12 protein-coding genes are annotated in these 16,340 nt (G+C 74.2%); 8 read left to right on the top strand and 4 right to left on the bottom strand.

Going from position 1 to position 16,340, the window contains the following annotated elements:
- Positions 1–142: 142 nt before the first annotated feature.
- Positions 143–1,918: an HSP90 family protein gene (locus BKA00_RS23315; RefSeq protein ID WP_185028269.1), complete on the top strand. Its 1,776-nt coding sequence runs from the start codon at positions 143–145 to the stop codon at positions 1,916–1,918.
- Complete coding sequence (locus tag BKA00_RS23310; protein WP_185028267.1) at positions 1,905–4,565, top strand: hypothetical protein; 2,661 nt, start codon at positions 1,905–1,907, stop codon at positions 4,563–4,565. Before BKA00_RS23315 ends, BKA00_RS23310 begins: the two co-directional genes overlap by 14 nt.
- Positions 4,566–4,588: 23 nt before the next feature.
- On the opposite strand, the gene galK is transcribed toward BKA00_RS23310, so the two are convergent.
- Complete coding sequence (gene galK, locus BKA00_RS23305; RefSeq protein ID WP_185034674.1) at positions 4,589–5,737, bottom strand: galactokinase; 1,149 nt, start codon at positions 5,735–5,737, stop codon at positions 4,589–4,591.
- Positions 5,734–6,687 (bottom strand): UDP-glucose 4-epimerase GalE, encoded by a 954-nt coding sequence (gene galE, locus BKA00_RS23300; RefSeq protein WP_185028265.1) that lies wholly within the window; start codon positions 6,685–6,687, stop codon positions 5,734–5,736. Before galE ends, galK begins: the two co-directional genes overlap by 4 nt.
- 118 nt (positions 6,688–6,805) lie before the next feature.
- Here galE and BKA00_RS23295 point away from each other — a divergent pair, with 118 nt between their 5' ends.
- The 4 genes from BKA00_RS23295 to BKA00_RS23280 all read left to right on the top strand — a co-directional run bounded on the left by BKA00_RS23295 (position 6,806) and on the right by BKA00_RS23280 (position 10,823).
- Positions 6,806–7,828: a hemolysin family protein gene (locus BKA00_RS23295; protein WP_185028263.1), complete on the top strand. Its 1,023-nt coding sequence runs from the start codon at positions 6,806–6,808 to the stop codon at positions 7,826–7,828.
- Between the two features lie 13 nt (positions 7,829–7,841).
- Positions 7,842–8,918, top strand: coding sequence for a tryptophan--tRNA ligase (trpS, locus tag BKA00_RS23290; RefSeq protein ID WP_185028261.1), 1,077 nt, complete (start codon positions 7,842–7,844; stop codon positions 8,916–8,918).
- Positions 8,908–9,561, top strand: coding sequence for a 2'-5' RNA ligase family protein (locus BKA00_RS23285; protein WP_230298910.1), 654 nt, complete (start codon positions 8,908–8,910; stop codon positions 9,559–9,561). Before trpS ends, BKA00_RS23285 begins: the two co-directional genes overlap by 11 nt.
- A 92-nt stretch (positions 9,562–9,653) precedes the next feature.
- Positions 9,654–10,823: a YihY/virulence factor BrkB family protein gene (locus tag BKA00_RS23280; RefSeq protein WP_185028259.1), complete on the top strand. Its 1,170-nt coding sequence runs from the start codon at positions 9,654–9,656 to the stop codon at positions 10,821–10,823.
- 96 nt (positions 10,824–10,919) lie between these two features.
- On the opposite strand, the gene BKA00_RS23275 is transcribed toward BKA00_RS23280, so the two are convergent.
- Both BKA00_RS23275 and BKA00_RS23270 read right to left on the bottom strand, forming a co-directional pair.
- Entirely contained in the window at positions 10,920–11,372 is a 453-nt protein-coding gene (locus BKA00_RS23275) for a nuclear transport factor 2 family protein (RefSeq protein ID WP_185028257.1), read from the bottom strand.
- Positions 11,373–11,498: 126 nt separating this feature from the next.
- Positions 11,499–12,773, bottom strand: coding sequence for a D-alanyl-D-alanine carboxypeptidase family protein (locus BKA00_RS23270; protein WP_230298909.1), 1,275 nt, complete (start codon positions 12,771–12,773; stop codon positions 11,499–11,501).
- Positions 12,774–13,285: 512 nt separating this feature from the next.
- Here BKA00_RS23270 and BKA00_RS23265 point away from each other — a divergent pair.
- Both BKA00_RS23265 and BKA00_RS23260 read left to right on the top strand, forming a co-directional pair.
- Positions 13,286–14,452, top strand: coding sequence for a glutamate--cysteine ligase (locus tag BKA00_RS23265; RefSeq protein WP_185028255.1), 1,167 nt, complete (start codon positions 13,286–13,288; stop codon positions 14,450–14,452).
- 388 nt (positions 14,453–14,840) lie between these two features.
- Positions 14,841–16,085: an amidohydrolase gene (locus BKA00_RS23260; protein WP_185034668.1), complete on the top strand. Its 1,245-nt coding sequence runs from the start codon at positions 14,841–14,843 to the stop codon at positions 16,083–16,085.
- Positions 16,086–16,340: the final 255 nt, after the last annotated feature.

The raw sequence follows: 16,340 nt of genomic DNA, 5'->3' as shown, positions 1-16,340 counted from the left end.
TCCGGGGCTCGTCCGCGTCCGGGCCGTCCCTGGGCGGGCCGGCGGGCGGCGATCTCGCCGCGGCGGGCGCAAATGATCTGAAGGCGTCGGTATCGGTCGCTAGGGTGTGATCGCTCGCAAAGTGATCGGGGGAGGCGTGCCGGTGGCCGAACAGGCGTTCCAGGTGGACCTGCGGGGTGTGGTGGATCTGCTGAGCCGCCATCTCTACGCCAGTCCGCGCGTCTACCTGCGGGAACTGCTGCAGAACGCGGTGGACGCGATCACGGCGCGCGGCGCCGGCGGCCGCGTCGAGATCGAGACGGGCGGCGGCGTGCTGCGCGTCCACGACGACGGCGTCGGCCTCACCGAGGACGAGGTGCACACGCTGCTGGCGACGATCGGGCGGTCGTCCAAGCGGGACGAGCTGGGCTTCGCGCGCCACGACTTCCTCGGCCAGTTCGGGATCGGGCTGCTGTCGGCGTTCCTCGTCGCCGACGAGATCGAGGTCGTGACGCGGTCCGCGCGCGGCGGCGGCGCCGTCCGGTGGACGGGACGGTCCGAGGGCAGCTACCGGGTCGAGCCCGGCGAGCGGGACGAGCCGGGCACGACGGTGACGCTGCGGGCGCGGCCGGGCTCGTCGGAGCTGCTGAGCCCGCCGGTCGTCGCCGAGCTGGCCGCCACGTACGGGTCCCTCCTCCCCGTCGAGCTGGTCGTGGACGGTACGGCCGTCACCGGCGACGGGCCGCCGTGGCGGGCTTCCTACCGCGATCCCGCCGACCGCAGGCGGGCGCTGGAGCGCTACTGCGAGGAGGTCTGCGGGTTCACCCCGTTCGACGTCGTGGACCTCGACGTGCCGGAGGCCGGGCTGACGGGCGTCGCGTTCGTCCTGCCCGAGCCGGTGTCGCCGTCGGCGCGCGCCGCGCACCGCGTCTACCTGAAGCGGATGCTGCTGGCCGAGAGCGTCGAGGGCCTCCTGCCCGACTGGGCGTTCTTCGCGCGCTGCGTCGTGGACGCAGGGGAGCTGCGGCCGACCGCGAGCCGCGAGGCCCTCTACGAGGACGAGCTGCTCGAGTCGACGCGGCACGGCCTCGGCGAGGTGCTGCGGCAGTGGCTGGTGAAGCTCGCCGAGACCGACCCGGCTCGGCTGCGGGCGTTCCTGCGGCTGCACCAGCTCGGCGTGAAGGCGATGGCCCTGCACGACGACGACATGCTGCGGATCGTCGACCGGTGGCTGGAGTACGAGACGTCCTCCGGGCCGATGACCCTGCACGAGTTCCGCCGCCGCCACCCGGCCGGCCGGTTCACCGCGGACGTGGACGAGTTCCGGCGGCTCGCGGCGGTCGCGGGCGCCCAGGGCGTCGGCCTGGTCAACGGCGGCTACGTCCACGACACCGAGATCATCGAGCGGCTGCCGGACCTCGACCCCGACATCCGGCTCGCGCGGCTGGACGCGGCCGAGCTGACCACCGCGTTCGGCGTCCTCGACCCGGCGGCGGAGCTGGCGCTGCGGCCGTTCCTCGCGGCGGCGCAGCGGGCGGTGGAGCGGCTCGGCTGCGAGGTCGTCGTCCGCGACTTCGATCCCGCGTCGCTGCCCGCGCTGTACCTGACGAGCCGGGAGGCGCAGTTCCGCGAGGAGCTGTCCCGCGCGCGGGAGGCGGCGGGCGAGCTGTGGGCCGACGTGCTCGGCGCGGTCGGCGCGACCACGAGCTCCGACCGTCCCCAGCTCGTGCTGAACTACCGCAATCCGCTGGCGCGGCGCGTCACCTCGCTCGGTGACGGCGGGCCGGTCGAGGCGGCCGTCCAGGCCCTGTACGGGCAGGCGCTGCTGCTCGGCCACCACCCGCTGCGGCCCGTCGACACGGCGGTCCTGAACCGTTCCTTCATCGGCCTGCTGGAGTGGGCCGTCCACTCCCCGGAGGGCCCTGATGAGCATGGATGACGTCTACGAGCTGATGGCGCGGTCGCAGGAGCTGCCCTACGGGGAGGCCCGCACCGTCCTGGTCGAGGACGCGCTGCGCCGAGCCGAGGCGGCCGGTGATGACGTGCTGGCGTTCCACGTGCGGGTCAGGCTGACCGACGCCTACCGGTACGGCGGCGAGCCCGTGAAGGCGTTCGCGACGTTCAGCCGCACGCTGGCCGACCACGACCGCGACCCCGCCCGCTTCGACGAGACGCACAGCCTTCTGTGGCAGATGAAGGCGGTGGTCAGCTCCCTGACCTCGTTCCCGGAGATTCCGCTGGACCGGGCCTACGCCGTTCTGGACGACATGGAGCGGCGCTACAAGGCGGCCGGGCACAGCCTTCAGGCGGTGTACCACTACCGCAACGTGGTGGCGCGGCACATCGGCGACGACTCGGCGCACGAGTGGTTCGTCAAGTGGCGTGCCGCCGAGCGGGACGAGCTGTCCGACTGCGAGGGCTGCGACCCGACCGGCATGGCCCGCCACCTGGTCGAGGCCGGACGGCACGAGGAGGCGTTCGAGATCGCCGCGCCGGTGCTGAGCGCGCGGCTGTCCTGCAACGAGCAGCCCCAGTCGATCCAGACGGCGCTGCTGCCGGTGTACCTGCGCATGGGCCGCCTGGAGGAGGCCGCCGCCGCGCACCGCCGCGCCTACCGGGTGCACCGGGCGCGGCTCGCCGACCTCGGCGACATCGCCGAGCACCTGGAGTTCTGCGCGGTCACGGGCAACGGGGCGCGCGGTCTGGAGATCCTTCAGCGGCACCTCGGCTGGCTCGACCGGGCCCCGAGCGCGCACGCCGACATGGAGTTCTCCGCCGCGGCGGCCCTCCTGCTGGGGGCGGTCGAGGCGGCCGGCCACGGCGCGGCGACCGTCCGCCGCCCGGCGGCCGGCGACCGCCCGGCGGGCGACGTGCCCCTCGCCGAGCTGCGTGCCGAGCTGGCCGATCGCGCGACGGGGCTGGCGGCCCGGTTCGACGCCCGCAACGGCACGTCCCACCAGGGCGACAAGGTGCGCGCCACGCTGGGGGCCGAGCCGGTCGTCGACTTCCTGCCGCTGGCCCCCCACCACCGCCGCCCCGCGCCCGCCCCGCGGGTCCCGTCCGCGGACGACTCCGCCCCCGCCGACGACCTCGCGTTCGTGGACGATCTCGGCGAGCTGCTCGACGTGGTGGAGCGGCGCCGCGCCGGCGGCGACCTGCCCGGGATGCTGGCGGCCTTCCGGCGGTTCGACGCCGTCGCGGAGACCACCGAGCCGACGCCCTTCCAGAAGGCCCGCCGCCTGGACGGACGGGGCGTCGAACTCGCCGTCGAGGGCGACGGCCAGGGCGCCGCGCGGTGCTGGGAGGAGGCCTCCCGGCTGTACGCGGAGCTGGGCGAGGAGACGCGCCGGCACCGCGCGCTCGGCCGCCTCGGCGCGATGCGCGTCGACCTCGGAGACGAGGGCGGCCTGGAGCAGGTGATCGCGTCCGCCGAGCACCTCACCGCGCATCCGGGGGAGGACGGCGACGCCACGGCCGCGCTGCTCCGCCTCGCCACCGCGCAGCTCGGGCTGGACCGGCCGGCCGAGGCCCTCGCCGCGCTGGACCGGGTCGACACCGGCGACGCGCCCGACCGCGCCGGTGAGCTGTGGTTCCTGCGGGGGCAGGCGCTCCTGCGGACCGGCGACGCCGACGGGGCGGTGGCGGCGCTGCGCCGCTCCGCCGACGCGGCGCGCGCCTCCGGCGAGCCGGAGACGGTCGCCTCGCCCGGCCTGCTGCTCGCCCGCACCCTGGCCCGCCGGGAGGCCGGTCCGGACGAGGAGGTGTTCGCCCTGCTCGACGAGGTGCTGGCCGTGCTGCCCCCGTCGCCGATGCGGGCGGTGGCGCACTGCGACCGCGGCCTGGCGCTCCTCGCCACCGACCGGCCGGCGGACGCCGTCGCCGACCTCGCCGAGGCCATCGCGGCATGGACGGCCGAGGGCATGCACGAGCAGGCCGTCCACCTCCGCGTGGACCTCGCCGCCGCGTACCTCGCCGCCGGCCGCCACCTGGAGGCCGCCGAGACCGCCGAGGAGGCGGTTCCCGGCCTGGACGGCGACCCCGCCCGGCGCTGCCGCCTGATCCTCGCGCACGCGCAGAAGGAGATGGGCGAGGAGGACGCCGCCGCGACGTTCGCCGACCTCGCCGAGGACGCCGCGCGGGACGGCCGGCACGACGCCGTCGCGCACTTCCTGGAGGAGGCCGGGGGCGTGCTGACCGCCCTCGACCGGGACGCCCAGGCAGCCGCCCGGTTCGCCGAGGCCGCCGAGGCCAGCGAGAAGGCGGGCGACCCTTACGGCGTGGTCCGCACCCGCCGCCGCGCCGCGATGTGCCTGCTGTGGAGCGGCGACGCCGACGAGGCCGTCGCCGTCATGGACGCGGCCCGCGCGGCCCTGGCCGGGCTGCCCCCGGACAACGAGCCCGCCCGCGTCTGGGAGACCGCCCTCGTCTCCTACGACCAGGCCCGCGTCCTCGCCCAGCTCGGCCGCCTCCCGGAGGCCGCCGCGCACGCAGCCGCCGCCGCCGACGGCTTCACCACCCTCGACGAGACCGACGCCGCGGACGAGGCCACCCGCCTCCACGACGACCTGAAGGCGTCCCTCGGGTGACGGCCGCCCCCGCTGACGCGGGGTCAGGCCACGCGGTGGGCGCCCTGGGAGGGGGGCGCCTCCAGGAACTCGGGGGGCGTCCAGCCGCGCCTGGCGTAGGCGGCCGTGATCGAGTCCCGCACCTGCCGGGCTCGCGCGGCCGGGGCGAGGACGATGGCGGAGCCGCCGAAACCGCCGCCCACCATGCGGCCGCCCCGGGCGCCCGCGCGCACCGCGGCGTCGACGGTGGCGTCGGCCTCGGGCCAGGACACCTCGAACTGGTCGCGCAGGGACAGGTGCGAGGCGTTCAGCATGGCCCCGAGCTCGGGCAGGGCGCCGGCGCGCAGCAGCCCGACGGCGGCCTCGACGCGGTGGTTCTCGGTGACGACGTGCTGGACGCGGCGGCGCAGGACGGGGTCGCGCAGCGCCGCGAGGGCGGCGCCGAGGTCCTTGACGTCGCGCAGGGCGTCGACGCCGAGCAGGGACGCGGCCTCCTCGCACTCCGCGCGGCGGCGGCCGTAGTCGCCGCCCGTCAGGGCGTGCGAGGCCCGCGTGTCGACCACCAGCAGGACCATGCCCGAGGCGGCCGGGTCGAACGGGACCTGCGTCGACAGGCCGCTGCGGCAGTCGAGCATCAGCGCGCGGCCGGGCGTGCACAGCAGGGACGCCGACTGGTCCATGAGGCCGCACGGCATGCCGACCTGCTCGTTCTCGGCGCGCTGCGCCAGCCGGGCCAGCGCCGGACGGCCGATCTCCACACCGTGCAGGTCGCACAGCGCCAGCGCCGTCGCGCACTCCAGGGCGGCGGAGGAGGACAGGCCCGCGCCCTGCGGGAGGTCCGAGTCGATCAGCAGGGACGCGCCGCCCGTCCCGTGCTCGCGCAGCACGCGCGCGACGCCGACGGGGTACGCGGCCCACTCCCGGTCGGCGGGCCAGTTCTCGGAGGCGACCGTCCCGCCGTCCACGGACGCGGTGACGGCGGTGCCGGCCTGGAGCGAGCGGACCTCCACCACGCCGTCGTCGCGGCGGGCGGCGGCGACCGAGACGCCGCGCGGAAGCGCGAACGGCAGCACGAGGCCGTCGTTGTAGTCGGTGTGCTCGCCGATCAGGTTGACCCGGCCCGGCGCGTGCCACACGCCCTCGGGGGCCCGCCCGAACGCCTCGGCGAAGCTCTCGCTGAGCGCGCCGCTCATCGGGAGCGCAGGAAGGTCCACGCGTCGCCGACCATGGTGCGCAGATCGCGTTCGGGCTTCCAGCCGAGCCGCGCCTGGATCCTCTCCGAGGAGGCGACCAGCACGGCCGGGTCGCCGGGGCGGCGCGGCGCCGTCTCGGCGGGGATGTCGCGGCCGGTGACCTCGCGGCAGACCTCGACGACCTCGCGGACGGAGGCGCCGGTGCCGCTGCCCAGGTTGAAGATCTCGTGGCGGCCGGGCTCGCAGGCGTCCAGCGCGAGCAGGTGGGCGCGGCCGAGGTCGGTCACGTGGATGTAGTCGCGGACGCAGGTGCCGTCCGGCGTCGGGTAGTCGTCGCCGAACATCTTCACGGCGCCGCCGCCGCCCTGCGCGATCTTCAGCACGTTCGGGATCAGGTGGGTCTCGACCGTGTGCCGCTCGCCGAGCCGCCCGTAGGCGCCGGCCACGTTGAAGTACCGCAGCGACACCCCGCCGAGGCCGTGCAGCCGCGCGTACTCGGCGAGGGCCGTGTCGATCGCCAGCTTGGACGCCCCGTAGGGGTTGGTCGGACGGGTCGGGTCGGTCTCCAGGATCGGCGTCGACTCCGGCTCGCCGTAGGTCGCGGCGGTCGAGGAGAACACGATCCGGTGGACGCCCGCGCCGCGCATCGCCTCCAGCAGGGCGAGGGACTCGCCGAGGTTCTTGTCCCAGTACAGGCCGGGCTTCTCGACGGACTCCCCGACGAGCGAGCGGGCCGCGAAGTGCAGCACGGCGTCGAACCCGGCGCCGCCGAGCACCTCCGCCGCCGTGTCGCGCAGCGTGCCGCGCACCAGCCGGGCGCCCTCGGGCACCGCGTCCGCGTGCCCGGTGGACAGGTCGTCGAGCACGACGACCTCGTGCCCCGCCTCCAGCAGCAGAGCGGAGACGACGCTGCCGACATAGCCGGCGCCTCCGGTGACGAGCAGCTTCACTGACGGACCTCCACGACGAGACTCTCGGCCGGTTCACGATGACCGGGACGGCGGGGGGCGTCCAGGCCAGGGGGTCCGCCCAGGCTATCCGGAACGCCGAACGGGGAAGGCTGAACCCATGGACCGGACGCCGTCCCGGCCGCCCATGGGCCCCGCGGGAGCGCTCGCCCGCCCTCTGGCGCGGCTGCTGTCGAGCTCGACCCACCTCGTCGTGCGGCTGGCGGGCGGCGACCCCGGCGCGCTCCGCGGCGAGATCACCGCGGAGCGGATGCGGGCGCTGGTCGCCCAGAACACGCAGCTCACCGCGGACGAGCGGGCGCTGATCGGGGAGGTGTTCGCGGCGGGGGAGCGGCCGCTGCGCGAGGTCCTCGTCCCGCGCACCGAGGTGGAGTTCCTGGACGCCGCGCTCCCGCTGGCGGCCGCCGCCCGGATCGCCGCCGGGAGCCCGCACTCGCGGTTCCCCGTGTGCCGCGACTCCCACGACGAGGTGATCGGGTTCGTGCACATCCGGGACCTGCTGGCGCCCGTCCCGCCGGACGGGCCCGCCCGCGACCCCCGGGGCGACGGCCCGGTGGGGGCCCTGGTGCGTCCGGTGAAGTTCCTGCCGTCCTCCAAGCGGGTGCTGCCGGCGCTGTCGGAGATGCGCCGCGAGGGCTGCCACCTGGCGATCGTCATGGACGAGTACGGCGGCGTCGCCGGCATCGTCACGCTGGAGGACCTCCTGGAGGAGCTCATCGGCGACATCCGCGACGAATATGATGTCCAGGACGCGCAGGCACGGCGCCTGCACGGCGGGGTGGTCGAGGTCGACGGCCTGCTCAACCTGGACGACTTCGCCGCCGAGACCGGCATCCGGCTGCCGGCCGGGCCGTACGAGACGGTCGCGGGGCACATCATGGCGGTGCTGCGCCGCGTGCCCGCCGAGGGCGACTCGGTGGACGCCGGCGAGCGCCGGCTCGCGGTGGCCCGGATGGAGGGCCGGCGGGTGGCCCGCGTGCGCGTCATGCCGCGGGCGTCGCCGCAGGCCGCACCGGTGCCGCCCGGCACGCCGTCCGCGACCCCGCGGGCGGTGGTCGGCGACGCCGCCGCCGGCTCCGGCACCCGGCAGGCCACCGGCGGCGAAGCCTCGAGCGACACCTGAGAGAATCGTGCACATGCCCGAAGCGCCCAGCCCCGAAGCGTCCGCCGGAACGGCCGCGGCCCCGCCGCGCGTGCTGTCCGGCATCCAGCCCACCGCCGACTCGTTCCACCTCGGCAACTACCTGGGGGCGCTCCGGCAGTGGGTCTCGATGCAGGACACCCACGACGCCTTCTACTGCGTGGTGGACCTGCACGCGATCACCGTCGAGCACGACCCGGCGCTGCTGCGCCGCCGGACCAAGGTCGCCGTCGCCCAGCTCCTCGCGATGGGCCTCGACCCCGACCGCGCCACGGTGTTCGTGCAGAGCCACGTCCCCGAGCACGCCGAGCTGGCCTGGGTGCTCGGCTGCCTCACCGGCTTCGGTGAGGCCCAGCGGATGACGCAGTTCAAGGACAAGTCCTCCAAGCAGGGCACCGGCGGGACGACCGTCGGGCTGTTCACCTACCCGGTCCTCCAGGCCGCCGACATCCTGCTCTACTCGCCCGACCCCATCGCCGAGGGCGGCCGGGCGCTGCGCGTCCCCGTCGGCGAGGACCAGCGGCAGCACCTGGAGCTCACCCGCACCCTCGCGCAGCGGTTCAACCACCGGTTCGGCGACACGTTCGTGCCGCCGGACGCGCACATCCCCGAGGGCGCCGCGAAGATCACCGACCTCCAGGAGCCGGACGCCAAGATGAGCAAGTCGGCGTCCTCGCCGCAGGGGATCATCGACGTGCTGGAGGAGCCCGGCCCGATGCGCAAGAAGATCATGCGCGCGGTCACCGACACCGGGACCGAGGTCGTCTACGACGAGGAGAAGAAGGCCGGCGTCACCAACCTCCTGCGGATCTTCTCCGCGCTGGAGGGCAGCTCCGTCCCCGACCTCGAGAGCCGCTACGCGGGCTCGGGGTACGGGCAGTTCAAGAAGGACCTCGCGCAGGTCGTCCTCGACACCTTCACGCCGATCAGGGAGCGCACCCTCAAGCTGCTGGACGACGAGGAGCGGCTCGACCGGGTGCTCGCGCTCGGCGCCGAGCGCGCCTCCGGCGTCGCCACCGCGACGATGGAGACCGTGCGCGAACGGGTGGGATTCGTGGGACGTGGTCGCTGACGGCCCCGCTCGCGACGCCGCGGAGGGCCCCGGGGAGGCGCCCTCCGCCGCCGGGGGCGTGGCCCCCGGCGGGGACGGCGGCGTGCGCACGATCGGCGTCGCCATCCCCATCCCCGACCCGTACGGCGCGTTCCTGCAGGCGCGGCGGGCCTCGTTCGGGGATCCGCTCGCCCACGCGATTCCGACGCACATCACGCTGCTGCCGCCGACCGAGATCCCCGACTCCGAGGTCGACGCCGTCCAGGAGCATCTGCGGGCCGTCGCGGGTACCGAGACCCCGTTCCCGATCAGGCTGCGAGGCAGCGGAACGTTCCGGCCGGTGTCACCGGTCGTGTTCGTGGCACTTGCCGAAGGAATCGGTGGTTGTGAGCGGGTTCAGGCGAAGGTTCTGTCGGGTCCGCTCGCGCGTCCGCTGCCGTTTCCGTACCACCCGCACGTGACCATCGCCCACCACCTCCCCGAGAGCGTCATGGACCAGGCGTTCAAGGAGCTCGCCGGCTACACCGCCGACTTCGAGACGTGGGGATTCTCCCTGTACGAGCACGGGCGGGACGGCGTGTGGCGCCCGCAGTGCGACTTCATCTTCGGCGACGGGGCCGTCCCGTCCCCGGGCGGTAACAGAGGCGGGCCCGCCTCTCAGTGAGGCGGCAGGGTGACCGGTCGCACAAGACGCTGCGTTGACCGTTCGATTACCGTCTGCGGCATCGAGTGGCCCGGGTTGGGTACGTTGCGTGCATGCGGCAGGTGATCGGCGGGGTGCGGCGGCGGAGCGAGTCCCTGCTCGGTGACGGGAAGGCGCTGCTGCGGCGCTCCCGGGAGCGGTCGCGGTGGTTCGACCACCAGGTGCGCGCGTTGGAGCGGTACCAGGAGCGCCGCGGCGACCGGCTCGCCGCCGCCCTCACCAGCTACGCGTTCCTGTCGTTCTTCCCGCTGATGGCGCTGGCGTACGCGCTGCTCGGCTACCTCGTCGGGGTCAGCGACGAGGCCCGCGCCTACTTCGTCCGGGCGATCAGCTCGCAGCTGCCGGGGCTCGCGGGTCAGCTGGACGTCGAGCAGATCGCCCAGTCCAAGACCGCCGTCGGGGTCCTCGGCCTCGTCGCGCTGCTGGTCACCGGGATCGGCTGGGTGCAGGTGCTGCGCGAGTCCCTGCGCGACATCTGGGGCAACGAGCCGGGCGGCGGCGGCAACTTCTTCCTGAAGCGCCTCTGGGACGGCGGCGTGCTCGCGTTCCTCGGCCTCATCCTGGTCTGCGGCATGGCGGTCACGACGGTCACGACGTCCGCCACCCACACCGTCCTCGGCTGGCTCGGCATGGACCACGTCCCCGGCGCCGGAACCGGGCTGCGGCTGCTGTCGCTCGCCTGCGCGATCTTCTTCGACACCGTGGTCTTCCTGGCGCTGTTCACCCGGCTGTCGGGTACCCGGGCGCCCTGGCGCCGGATCATCCGGGGGGCGCTTTTCGGCGCGGTCGGCTTCGAGATCCTCAAGCAGATCGCGGCGTTCCTGATCGGGCGGACGACGCAGAACCCCGTCTACGGCACGTTCGCGGTGCTGGTCGGGCTGATGGTCTGGATCAACATCGCGACCCGGTTCGCCCTGTTCGTCGCCGCCTGGACGGCGACGCGCCGCGTCGTCCTCACCGCGGACGCCGCCAACCCGGAGAACAGCGCCGACAGCGCGGAGGTCGAGGCGCTCCAGGAACGCGCCGGCGAGAGGCCCGGCAGGCACGAGAAGCCGGCCGAGAACGATGACCGGGCCCGGGACGAGGCCCCGGGCCGCCGTCGAACGCCAGGCCGCCACGAGAAACCGGTGGCGGCCGGGAACGGGGCGGAAGACGAGAACCCCGTAGAGCCCGGGAAGCCGATGGAAGGCGAGAAGCCACTCGAAACCGGAAGACCGGCCTGACCGGCAAGCCGAGCGAAGTCGGCGAGCCGGCCGTGGAGCCGGAGGCCGGTGGAGCCCGGGAAGCCGGTCCGGTCGGGAGGCGGGGGCGGGACCGGGTCAGGCCCAGAAGGCGTCGCTGGCGTACTGGTCCTCGGCCAGGGTGCGGATCTCGGTGATCTTTCCGTCGCGGAAGCGGAACAGGTCGACGGCGCGGCCGTCGAGGATCCGGCCGGGGCGCTCGGCGCAGGTCTGGACGAGGGCGGCGCCGTACTCGTCGTTGGCCATGACCGAGTAGGGCTCGGTGTGGAACGTCCCGCCGGACAGCTCGAACAGCCGGACGTAGAAGCCGAGGACCTCCTCGGGCGTCCGGTACTCGCCGCAGACGGGCCCGCGTCCGGGGACGCTGTGCACGACGTCGTCGGCGAGCAGCGCGCGGATGAGGTCCATGTCGCCCTTGGCGAAGGCCGTGTAGCCGTCCTTCAGCAGCGTCACGTTCGGATGCTCGTACGTCGGCGGCGGCTCCGCCGTGAGGGCGGGCGCGCCGGGCATGGGGACATACAAGTCGGACATGGCGCAGTTCCTCCCCGCGGCGCCGTTCCGCCGTCCCCCGGCGGTGACGTGATCACCGGCGTCACCGCGAGCGTAAGCCCGCCGGACGCGGGGGTGCCAGGCCCGTGGGAAGGGGTGGGGGAAGCTTTACCGGCCGGCGCGGGACCGGGCCGCCTCCAGCCGCCGCCTGCGGCGCAGCACCACGAACAGCACCGCGATCGCGAGCAGGGCGCCCACGGCGCCGCCGCCGACGAGCAGCCACATGCGGGACGAGTCGTCGGAGGCGAGCGGCGCGTCGGGCAGCACGCCCGAGCGGCCGTCCTTGCGGGTCTGCTCGATGTCGCCGGGCGGGACGAGCGTGCCCACCGGCTGCACCTTCCCGCGGGCGGCGAAGCCCCAGTTCAGCAGCTTGGCCGCGTACGCCGACGGCGGCATGTCCGCCCGCATCAGCGAGATCACGATCGTGTGCCCGCCGCGGCGCGCCTGGGCGACGAAGGTCTGCTGGGCGGCGATCGTGTAGCCGTTCTTGCCGCCGAGCATCCCGGGGTAGGCCAGCCGCTCGCCCGGGAGCATGTGGTTGTGGGTGTGGATCGGGTACCCGCCGACCTTCTTGCCCTTCTTGCGCTCCTTCTTGGTCGGGGGCGCCGGGAACTGGAAGTCGATCGCCTGCATGTAGGCGCGGTACTCGGGGTTCTTCATCCCCTCGCGCAGGATGAGCGCGAGGTCGTAGGCCGAGGTGTGCTGCGTCCGGACGTTCAGCCCGAGGTCCTTGTCCAGCCCGTTCGGGGACCCGGCGAGGGTGTCGCGCGCGTTGATCCGCCTGGCCTCGGCGTTCATGTCGGCGAGGGTCCTGCGCATCCCGCCGTCGGCCTCCGCCAGCGTCACCGCCGCGTCGTTGGCCGACATCATCAGCAGCGCGTGGAACAGGTCGGAGACCTTGTACTGCATCTTCGGGGTCAGCCCGACCTTGGTGCCCTCGGTGTCGCACGCCTTCTGGGACGGCCGGACGAGCCGGTTCGGGTCCAGCTTGGGGACGAGCGTCAGCGCGGTGAGGGTCTTGAGGGTGCTGGCGGGCAGGTAGTGCCCGTGCGGGTCCTTGGCGGCCAGGACCTGCCCGGTGTCGGCGTCCGCGATCAGGTACGAGGCCGCCTTGATCTTCGGCGGGGCCGGGACGCCCGGCGCCGTGCCCGCGACGACGCCGCGGCTCGCGAGCCCCGGCCCGCCCACGGTCTGCGCCTGCGGCGACGCGGCGGGCGACGCCGCGGCGCCCGCGCCCCCGCCCGGTGCGGCTCCGGCGCGTGCCGCGCCGGCCGGTGCGGCGGCGAGCGCGGGGGCGGCCGCGAGCGAGGCGGCCGTGACCGGCACGGTGATCAACGTCAGGGCGCGGCGGACGCCGGCCGGCCCTCGTCGCTGTCCTGGCAAGCTCCCGACGCTCCTCAATCCCGTGGGAGCGCGATCGCTCCCGGCGCGCAGGCGCCCAACGCCCATGACTCCCCCCGAAGACTAGGCGACCTATCCGGCGAAGAGGTACCCGATCGCGAATCCGGCAAGCGCGGGACGGAGGCGACGGACGTGACGGGAGGGAGCATCGGTCATGTCACGGTACGTATGGGGCGAGGTCGATCGGTTACGATCCGTCATGGACGGGATTTTGAGACGGGTTGACGGTATTTTGGACGGACTGACTAGTTCGATCTAGCGGTGCGGACGCCAAGATCGTGACCGAAAAGTAGGGCGTCCGCCCCCCTTCCGACGGCTCGCATGAGTCAATTGATCCGCAAAGGGCATGGACGCCCGGCAGGGGGCGGGCACGGACGCCATCATGGAACGAACACGTGACCTGGACCGGCGTTTGTCCAGGCTTAGGGACCCGCTGGCTGAATTGCGCCACGTGCCACGCAACGACCTGCAAGGATTGTGGACGGAGGTTGGCCGTGGCCATTGACTTCAACGCATCGCACGGGGCGACGCTCGGCGTCGAGTGGGAGATCCAGCTCGTCGATGCGGAGACCAGGCACCTGCGGCAGGACGCACGCGAGGTTCTCGCCGCCCTGCCTTCCCTCAGCGACGACGGCGACAACCCGCGCGTCCGGCACGAGCTGATGGAGTCCACCATCGAGGTGGTGACCGGGATCAGCGACACCGTGGGTGAGGCCAAGGCCGACCTGGCCGGCACCCTCACCGACCTGCGCGCCGCCGCCGCGGACCTCGGCCTCGCGCTGGCCTGCACGGGCACCCATCCGATCAGCGACTGGCGGGAGGCGGTGATGGCGCCGATGGGGCGCTACGCCAAGCTGGTCGAGGAGATGCAGTGGCTGGCCCGTCGCATCCAGACGTTCGGCGTTCACGTCCACGTCGGCATCTCCGACGGCGCCAAGGCGATCCCGATCGTCAACGCGCTCTCGTCCTACCTTCCGCACTTCCTCGCGCTCACCGCGTCCAGCCCGTTCTGGAGCGGCGGCGACACCGGCCTCGCGTCCTGCCGGGCGGTCGTGTTCGGCCAGCTGCCCACGGCCGGGCCGCCCCACCTGCTAGACGACTGGGCGGCCTTCGAGGATTACATGGACACGCTGATGCGTTCGGGAACGATAAGGAGCATCAAGGAGGTCTGGTGGGACATCCGGCCGCATCCTGACTTCGGCACCGTCGAGATCAGGATGTTCGACGGGATTCCCACCCTGCGTGAGGTGGGGATGGCCGCCGCTCTGTGCCAGAGCCTCGTCACGCTGTTCGAGCAGCAGCTGGACCGCGGGTACACGCTGCCGCGGCCGGCCGCCTGGGTGGTGCGCGACAACAAGTGGCGCGCCACCAGGTACGGGCTCGACGCCATCGTCATCACCGACGACACGGGGAGCACCGCCCCGCTCCGGGACGACCTGTACGAGCTGATCCGGGAGCTGGAGCCGGTCGCCGACCGGCTCGGCTGCGCCGAGGAGCTCAAGGTCGCCGGCGAGGTCCTGGAGCACGGCGCCCCGTACGAGCGCCAGCGCGCGATCCGCGCCGGCGGCGGGACGCTGGAGAACATCGTCGACGCGGCGATCGCCGAGCTCGCGGAGGACAGGTTCGTCACACTGGGGGAGGTCGCACATGCCGGAGCCTGAGCAGCCGGACGGCACCGGGAACCCCGCGGACACCGAGCCCGCGAGCACCGATCCCGCGAGCAGACCCGAGAATCGCACCGTTTCCACCAACGAGAACATCACCCGGCGGGCGCCGCTAGGCTCCGCCATCGCGCAGGGGGCGCACATGACACATCCGGGACCCGGGGTGATGCCCGGCCTTGAACCACCCGCCGCCCCGGGACACGAGAGTCCCGAGGGCCGGGAGGACCGGGGCGCCGTCTCCGGCACCGCCGGAGTGAACGGGCCGGTGCCCGGCGGGCCCGCCCCGCACGACGCCGAGGGCGCCGCGCGGCGGCGGGACGCGTCCGCCGCGGCGACCGGCGCCTCCGCGGCGACCGGGGTCCCGGTGGTGTCCGGGGTCCCGGGGGTGCTCGGCGGCGCGGCGCTGCAGCCGCAGCTCGACGCGTTCCTCGCCGGGCACGAGGCGGAGCTGATCGCCTTCCGCCGCGACCTGCACATGCACCCCGAGCTCGGCTACGCCGAGCACCGCACGACCCGCAGGCTCGCCGAGCGGCTCCGCGCGGCCGGGCTGGAGCCGGTGATCCTGCCGAAGGGCACCGGGCTGTTCTGCGACATCGGCCCCGCCGACGGCACGACCGTGGCGCTGCGGGCCGACATCGACGCGCTCCCGCTCCAGGACGAGAAGGAGGGCGTCTCCTACCGGTCGACCGTCCCCGGCGTCGCGCACGCGTGCGGCCACGACGTGCACACCACGATGGTGCTGGGCGCGGGCCTGTTCCTGGCCCAGCAGGCGGAGGCGGGGCTGCTGCCCGGCCGCGTCCGGCTGCTGTTCCAGCCCGCCGAGGAGACGCCCGGCGGGGCGCTGGACGTGATGGCCGCCGGTGGCATCGCGGGCGTCGACCGCGCGTTCGCGCTGCACTGCGACCCCCGCATCGAGGTCGGCCAGCTCGGGCTGCGCACCGGCCCGATCACCGCGGCCTGCGACAAGGTCTACGTGAAGGTCACCGGGCCCGGCGGCCACACCGCCCGGCCGCACCTGACCGCCGACCTGGTCTACGCGCTCGCCAAGATCGTCACCGAGCTGCCGTCCGCGCTGTCGCGGCGCGTCGACCCGCGCTCCAGCCTGTCGCTGGTGTGGGGGCGCGTCTCGGCCGGGTCCGTCGCCAACGCCATCCCCGACGACGGGATCGCCGAGGGCACCGTCCGCTGCCTGGACGACGAGGCGTGGCACCGGGCGCCGGAGATGATGAAGGCGCTGCTGCAGTCGGTCGCCGCCGCCTACGACGTGGAGGCGTCGCTGGAGTACGTGCGGGGCGTCCCGCCGACCGTGAACGAGGCGGCCAGCGTGCAGATGTTCCGGGACGCCGCCGCCCAGGTGATGGACGAGGACGGCGTCGTGCCGACTCCGCAGAGCCTCGGCGGCGAGGACTTCGGCTGGTACCTGGAGTCGATCCCCGGCGCGCTCGCCCGGCTCGGGGTCCGCACTCCCGGCGCGCCCGGCGAGTACGACCTGCACCGCGGCGACTTCGACGTCGACGAGCGGTGCATCGCCGTCGGCACGAAGGTGCTGAGCGCCACCGCGCTGACCGCGCTGTGGGACGGCGGCCGTCCCGGCGCCGCCGAGTCGATCGAGGGCGCCGCGCTGGCCTAGACTCCTCCCGCCGGCCGGGCTTGATCACCAGGGGTAATCGCCGGGCCCGGCGGCCTCCGTCCTCCCGGGCGCCCGCGCGCGAGGGTCTCGCATGCCGGTCAGCGCCGTCCATGGCGGCGCTGACCTGTGGCGATATGCCTACGCATTGGTAACGGACCTGTTGCGAAACCGTGCAAGCGAGAGGTTTGCCCTCATTCGCGAGGTAGCGTCCCAACGATTTCGGTGACCGGATCTGTCACCGGACCGTGGGTGGGA

It is taken from the genome of Actinomadura coerulea (assembly GCF_014208105.1).
In the GTDB taxonomy this organism is placed as follows: Bacteria; Actinomycetota; Actinomycetes; order Streptosporangiales; family Streptosporangiaceae; genus Spirillospora; species Spirillospora coerulea.
Note: the sequence above shows the minus strand (reverse complement) of the source record. Positions and strands in the feature narration are given on the sequence as shown.

Coding starts and splice junctions, on each gene's coding strand:
- BKA00_RS23295 (WP_185028263.1), top strand. CDS start 6,806: ATGGACCGGACGCCGTCCCGGCCGCCCATGGGCCCCGCGGGAGCGCTC.
- galK (WP_185034674.1), bottom strand. CDS start 5,737: ATGAGCGGCGCGCTCAGCGAGAGCTTCGCCGAGGCGTTCGGGCGGGCC.
- BKA00_RS23310 (WP_185028267.1), top strand. CDS start 1,905: ATGAGCATGGATGACGTCTACGAGCTGATGGCGCGGTCGCAGGAGCTG.
- BKA00_RS23280 (WP_185028259.1), top strand. CDS start 9,654: ATGCGGCAGGTGATCGGCGGGGTGCGGCGGCGGAGCGAGTCCCTGCTC.
- BKA00_RS23275 (WP_185028257.1), bottom strand. CDS start 11,372: ATGTCCGACTTGTATGTCCCCATGCCCGGCGCGCCCGCCCTCACGGCG.
- trpS (WP_185028261.1), top strand. CDS start 7,842: ATGCCCGAAGCGCCCAGCCCCGAAGCGTCCGCCGGAACGGCCGCGGCC.